The following is a 5,791-nucleotide window of genomic DNA, read 5'->3' on the forward strand; positions in this document are numbered from 1 at the left end:
TATCCTAAACCAGATAAGGCAAGCACACTTCCTGTAGATAAGTGTGTTAGGAACTTTCTTCGCGCCGAACTTTTGGTAGTATCGTTTACCATGATTTTTATTTTAATGGATAACCCGCTAAATAGTAAAAACTAACACAAAAAGACAATGAACAAAAAAGCACGTCTTTTTTAGGAGATCAAGACAACTGCTACTCATTCCTAAATTTAATCACTATTCAGGCTGCAATTCATGATTTATGTCATGTTTGAAAAGTGGAACTATGACCAAAAAATAAACCCGAGTGTAAACCCGGGTTTAAGAAAAATTAAAGCGCAAATATTTCTTTCTAAATAGTTGCCATTTTTAATACTGAAGCCTGTTGATAAATAAGTATTTCTATTTCTTGTGAAGAGAGTACTTTAGTTTCCGATTGCGAGATCATTTTTTTCATGATCCTGTTCGTTAGCACTTTAGCTGTTTGCGGGTCTTCTGTTTGTAGTTCCGTTTCCAGATATGTTTTCACTTTCTTAAAGATCACTTTTTTATGTTTAGCCAAAGAGGCCCTTAAGGAAGCTTTTTCGAGCCATTGGATATAGGCTGCCAGTTCTTTTTCATTAATTTCCTTTACCTTATCAATAGCCGCCAATCTTTTTTCCTTGTTATCTTCCAGGTCCACTGAAATGGTATCCAGATCATAACAAAGTAAGTGTTCATTTTGCCCTAAGGACTTATCAATATTACTCGGCAAAGCCAAATCAATAAGTACTCGTTTATCTATAGTAACCGGGAAGTTCTTTATGAGTTTAGGACAATTACTTGCAGCACTTATTACGACATCAAAATCCTGAAAGTTATTCTCCAATACCTCATTCCACGGATAAACATTACACTGGTGCATTTTGGCCAAAGTACAGGCGCGCTCTTCAGTTCTATTGCTGATATAAATATGATTAAACCCAAATTTTGAATTATACTTAAATAGTTGTGTTACGATATCGCCGGCGCCAATAATCAGTATTTTTTTTGTCTTTGCTACGGATTTGCTATAGATATCATTAATAACTTTTAGCGATTTGTATGCTACGGACGTGGTACCGTCCCTGAACTTCGTTTCATTACTGATACGCTTATGACTTCTGAAAACCGTCTGCATTGCTCGTTCCAACAGAGATCCTTGTAAATGATAGGCCATTGAAAATAGGTAGGCGTTTTTAATTTGATGGATGATCTCTGCATCCCCTAAAACCTGGGATTCCAGCCCGGAAGATACCTTTAAAAGATGTTTTACCGATGCCTTGGTACGATCATTTTTCGTAAATAGGTTTTCCTTTTGTGTATTTATATTCTTGCCTTTAACCAACATTAAAGCTTCCTGGAGTACATGGGCCGTAGTAGTTTCGGATTCGAAGTACACTTCGGTCCTGTTACACGTAACCAGTAAAAGCATTCCGGAAATATCGGCAAACCGTTTGCAAAGATGATTTACAATGCTGTACTTCTCATCATCTGCTATATAAAACTGTTCCCTAAGTGAGACCGAAGCCGTATGATGCGAAATACTTATATAACGTAATGATTTAATCATGCAAGCTGCTTAATTATAAATATTAAGATCCAAATTTATCTCTGCCCACAGCCAATATGTGGGTGCTAAATTCATTAAATTATGGCTTAAGTGTCCAATGTTATTCCTTCAGGGTCCTCATATAATTTACGATTAGCCATCTGTCCTCATCATCGGGCATTTTTTTAGTATACTCAGGCATATCGTCTCTACCAAATGAGGTTTTATAGAACAATTCACCATCGGTTTGTTTATGGAATGCAGCAGATGAAAAATCGCCTAGGTCGCCTTTCTGTTCTGCTGCTTTAGGTCCATCGCCATACCCTTCTTTCCCATGACAAGACTTGCAATGTTTGCTATAAAGTGATTTGCCAATGTCCATATCTGCTTTAGGATCGGTCGGATTCTTCATAGTTACATATTTTTCCGGGACTACCCATGTATCCTGCACGTAGGAAGTGAACGAATAAAGGGTAAAGGAAACTACCCCAAGGATCAATAATAATTTTAGTGTTTTCATGCTTGTTTATATTACGATTTATATATTTTAAAAAGATTGCGAATTAAAAATACAATAGGCCCCCAAGTTGCCAAAATTAAAAATATAGTAAATATCAGGATGAAAATGGGCGTTTTATTCCTGGGACCCCATAAGGCTCTTTCTTCTAAACTTGTATCCTGAATAATGGGTACTCCGTACGGGGCGTCAACTACCGCTTTTACTGTACCATATTCATCACTATCACTTAGGACCACCTCAAGAGTTAAATTACCATCTAACCCGGGAATCCCTGCTTCAACCGGTACAATTATAGTGCCAGTTTCATCTGTATAATTAAATTCTTCACCTATTCTTAAAGGACGTATCAGTCTTTGAACTTGTACTTTCAAAGATCGATCGGCCAATGGCAATTTCGTGTCTATATCTGTTAATGTGGCCTGTATATAGTTAATACTATCTTTTGTTATCAGGTCTGTGGCTATAGAAGCATCTTGTATACTAACTGTTTTAGAGGCCTTTCTAAATAAATCATTGCCATTAAAGGATATTCCAAACGTATATGTATTGCTGGTATCGGCCTTAATAGTTTCCAACGCCGGAAGGATAAATTTGCTTTTTCCATTCATGTTGGTAGTAGTTTTGCCAACCGCTAATTCTTCTCCTTCCCATTCATAATAAACATCCATTTCGAGGCCTGGCACATCTTCCATGGAGGTTCCTATTTTTGCAATAGCACCTATGTCTAAATAACTTTCCTGCCCCATTATTTTTATATAATCGAGCTTTAACCGTACCCTGTTTTTTTCTGTTTCTTGTGCATATAAATTTGTTGATCCTATAGGCAACAAAAACAACCCAAGGAACGATAAAAAGAACATTTTTATCAATATGTGCTTCATGCTTCCAATGGGTTTTCAGTTAAGAGCATATTTTGTTCGTCCACAGTTCTTTGTATAGGAACAGCAGGCAAATATCGAATCAACAACGTTATGATCAGCAGGGCCATTGCCAAAGTTGAAGAAGTGATGATCCATTCATGCATGCTTGGAAAATACGAATGCCAGGATTCTGGTACGCCTTGTATGGGCAAAAAAGGTTCTAGTAAAGTAGGCGTAATTATAATATAGCGTTTCCACCACGATCCAATCACCACAATAATTGCGATGATAAACATGGGTAGTGGCTTTCGCCCTTTTTTAAACATAAGAACAATGGTGGGCAAAACTAACCCTACAATGGTAACAATCCAGAACAAGGGTGCATAATGCCCTGTGAACAAGGTTTCCAAATGCACTTCTTCTCCTTTCTTTGCTGTAAATTGGGGCATGAGATATTCATTGATGTTGAAGTATATGTATACAAGGCATGCCAACGCAAGCATTTTGCCCATTTTATCGAAATGAAAATCGGTAATATAGTCTTGGAGTTTTCTCCTTATTCTTACTAGATAAATGACTGTAATCAAGGCCCCTATACCGGCAACAAAAGCTCCGGATATAAAATATGGGGCAAAATTAGTGCTATCCCATCCAGTTCTGTAAGTGGTAGAAAACAACCAGGCATCGATCGTTTGCAATAAGATCCCGGCAAGTAATATAAGGATAGACACTAATCTTATTGATTTCTTTTGCAGGGTTTTTTGAGCGGGACTTCCTGTCCATTTTAGTGAAAGAATCCCATACCATTTGCTTAGTCGGGGTTTTGTTTTAGCAAAATGATCTTTCAGTATCGCAAAATCTGGTAGCAATGGGAAATAAAGTAGCAATATGCTTATTACAATAAATGTGGGAATAATAATGATATCCCAGGTAATAGGCGACTGCAATCTTGCATGTACAAACAAGTTCAATAACCTATCGGGCCTTGCCATATCTATAGTTATGGTAATACCTGCCATAATGATACAGGCCAGGGTAATGATCTCCGCGATCCTCACCAGAGGCGTTCTCCATCTATTTTTAGTTAAACGTAATATTGCTACGGTAACGGATCCTACAAAACTAGTAGCTACAAAAAAGACAAAATTGGAGATATAGATACCCCAAAGCGCATAGTCGCGCATATTGGTTACCACTTGTCCTTGTATAAGTTGGTCTATATAGGCGATAATACCCATCAAAATAAGGATTGATAAAAAGACAATCCAAATAATTCCTGGCCTTTCAAATTTACGCGGTGCCAGATCATGCACTATTTCATCAAAGTTTTTCATTCCTCTGTTGGTTTTTCAACCGATTGAAATTCGTTGTAGAATGGTAAACCATCTTCATAATTTACAAGACGATCTACCGGAGGCAGATAGTATACACTTGGTTCGGTACCCAGACTTTCCATTAAACGGTAACCTGACTTATCTTCCAGTAATTTGCTAAGTCGGACTGTTTCCTCTCCGTTCGTTACTGTATCTTCATATTTATCTCCAAAATAAAAGACTCCATTGGGACAGGCGGTAACGCAGTGGGGGAGTTGTTCCTCCTTCACCATATGCGGGCAGAAATCGCATTTATCTACCGTACCTTTTAAGCTTGGTTTTCCGGCATATTCTGGTGTTGGCTCGTAGCCTGTCATATCTAAATTAAGGGTAACTTCCTGACCAGGATCACCCCAGTTGAATACACGTGTAGAATAGGGGCAGGCAGCCATGCAGAATCGACATCCAATGCATCGTTCGTTATCTATAAGTACCAAACCATCTTCCCTTTTGAAAGTGGCATCTACTCCCTTTTGAAGGTGGCGTCTACAGGGCATACGGTAACGCAGGCAGGTTTGTCGCAATGCTGGCACATAGTTGGCAGCCAGTAGGGTGCAGTATCTGGTGATTCCTGCATTTTATACACCTTTAGCCATGCATTATCGCCGGTTATATAATGGTTCTTATTACATGAGGATTGGCATTTTAAGGCATTCTTGCATTTAGCAAGATCTACGACCATAACGAACTTCCTGTTGGGAATCCCTTCCCGAACATTATAGTCCATATTGTGATGATGGTTATGTGTAACTTCCATGACCTCTGAGGTATCTACCTCAATGAGGGTGCCATCTGTGGTCATCAATTCCATGGTCTCCCCGCTAGGGGCTGCTTTACCTTCATTCAATTTGGCTGAAAGTTTGGATAATCCTATGCCGCCCAGTACCCCGGCAATTCCGATCTTGAGGCCCCGGTCCAGAAAAGTACGTCTCGTTTTTTTAGTGTTGTCTTCCATTCTTTAGTAGATGAACTTAAAACTTTTTCCCTAACCACTGCAGAAATGTGGAATTGGGTATATTTTTCTTAATGACCTTGGAATTCTTCAGGGTGCTTGCCTTTACCTTTACAATAGTGCCATCTGGCTTCAACAAGGTCTCATATTCCTCTTCCTCGGTTGTTTTCTCGGGCTTATTTTCCTGATTATATCCTAAAAATGGGAGCAGTAAGGAACTTCCTAATAAAGGGAAAATGCCTCTTCGCGAAATTACTTTCCCCTTTTTTGGTTTTTGAGTCATTTGGTTCACGTATATGATTAGAAATTGTACAAACGGGTAATATTAAATCCAATTAAGAAATCCCCATCCCCAAAATTATTCTCATTAAACATGATGTTCTTTTGAGGTACAAGACCCTGATAACTCGAAATAAAGAGTTGGAAAGCATGTGAAGAGGTCCTGAATTCAACACCCAGGCTAACACCATCCTTAGGATCCATATCTAATTCTACGCCATCAAGATGATGAATAAAAGGATGTGTATAATCAACCAGTAT

The 5,791-nt window shown here is 38.5% G+C and carries 8 protein-coding genes; all 8 read right to left on the bottom strand.

The features are described 5' to 3' along the window. Positions 1–328: 328 nt before the first annotated feature. A complete protein-coding gene (locus tag Q0X72_RS13095) occupies positions 329–1,567 on the bottom strand; it encodes a hypothetical protein (RefSeq protein WP_297766283.1) in 1,239 nt (412 codons plus the stop codon). Between the two features lie 100 nt (positions 1,568–1,667). Continuing rightward, the gene (locus tag Q0X72_RS13100; RefSeq protein ID WP_297766286.1) at positions 1,668–2,066 is read right to left on the bottom strand and encodes a cytochrome c; all 399 of its coding nucleotides are present in this window, start codon (positions 2,064–2,066) and stop codon (positions 1,668–1,670) included. An 11-nt stretch (positions 2,067–2,077) separates the two neighbouring features. Beyond that, positions 2,078–2,947 carry a hypothetical protein gene (locus Q0X72_RS13105; RefSeq protein WP_297766289.1) on the bottom strand — a complete coding sequence of 290 codons (870 nt, stop codon included), beginning with the start codon at positions 2,945–2,947 and terminating at the stop codon, positions 2,078–2,080. Beyond that, entirely contained in the window at positions 2,944–4,260 is a 1,317-nt protein-coding gene (nrfD, locus tag Q0X72_RS13110; protein ID WP_297766292.1) for an NrfD/PsrC family molybdoenzyme membrane anchor subunit, read from the bottom strand. The genes Q0X72_RS13105 and nrfD overlap by 4 nt, the downstream gene beginning before the upstream one ends. Beyond that, on the bottom strand, positions 4,257–4,796 hold the full coding sequence (locus Q0X72_RS13115) for a 4Fe-4S dicluster domain-containing protein (RefSeq protein WP_297766295.1): 540 nt from the start codon (positions 4,794–4,796) through the stop codon (positions 4,257–4,259). Before Q0X72_RS13115 ends, nrfD begins: the two co-directional genes overlap by 4 nt. After that, positions 4,763–5,254: a hypothetical protein gene (locus Q0X72_RS13120; RefSeq protein ID WP_297766298.1), complete on the bottom strand. Its 492-nt coding sequence runs from the start codon at positions 5,252–5,254 to the stop codon at positions 4,763–4,765. The genes Q0X72_RS13115 and Q0X72_RS13120 overlap by 34 nt, the downstream gene beginning before the upstream one ends. A 16-nt stretch (positions 5,255–5,270) precedes the next feature. Further along, on the bottom strand, positions 5,271–5,534 hold the full coding sequence (locus tag Q0X72_RS13125; protein ID WP_297766300.1) for a hypothetical protein: 264 nt from the start codon (positions 5,532–5,534) through the stop codon (positions 5,271–5,273). A 17-nt stretch (positions 5,535–5,551) separates the two neighbouring features. Continuing rightward, positions 5,552–5,791: DUF5777 family beta-barrel protein (locus Q0X72_RS13130; RefSeq protein ID WP_297766302.1), on the bottom strand; the 240-nt coding region annotated here is incomplete at its 5' end.

Source organism: uncultured Muriicola sp., from assembly GCF_947258935.1.
Taxonomy (GTDB): domain Bacteria; phylum Bacteroidota; class Bacteroidia; order Flavobacteriales; family Flavobacteriaceae; genus Muriicola.

What these genes read in the sequence shown, in the direction of transcription:
- Q0X72_RS13095 (WP_297766283.1), bottom strand. Translation starts at nt 1,567, where the DNA reads ATGATTAAATCATTACGTTATATAAGTATTTCGCATCATACGGCTTCG.
- Q0X72_RS13125 (WP_297766300.1), bottom strand. Translation starts at nt 5,534, where the DNA reads ATGACTCAAAAACCAAAAAAGGGGAAAGTAATTTCGCGAAGAGGCATT.
- nrfD (WP_297766292.1), bottom strand. Translation starts at nt 4,260, where the DNA reads ATGAAAAACTTTGATGAAATAGTGCATGATCTGGCACCGCGTAAATTT.
- Q0X72_RS13105 (WP_297766289.1), bottom strand. Translation starts at nt 2,947, where the DNA reads ATGAAGCACATATTGATAAAAATGTTCTTTTTATCGTTCCTTGGGTTG.
- Q0X72_RS13115 (WP_297766295.1), bottom strand. Translation starts at nt 4,796, where the DNA reads ATGCCCTGTAGACGCCACCTTCAAAAGGGAGTAGATGCCACTTTCAAA.
- Q0X72_RS13100 (WP_297766286.1), bottom strand. Translation starts at nt 2,066, where the DNA reads ATGAAAACACTAAAATTATTATTGATCCTTGGGGTAGTTTCCTTTACC.
- Q0X72_RS13120 (WP_297766298.1), bottom strand. Translation starts at nt 5,254, where the DNA reads ATGGAAGACAACACTAAAAAAACGAGACGTACTTTTCTGGACCGGGGC.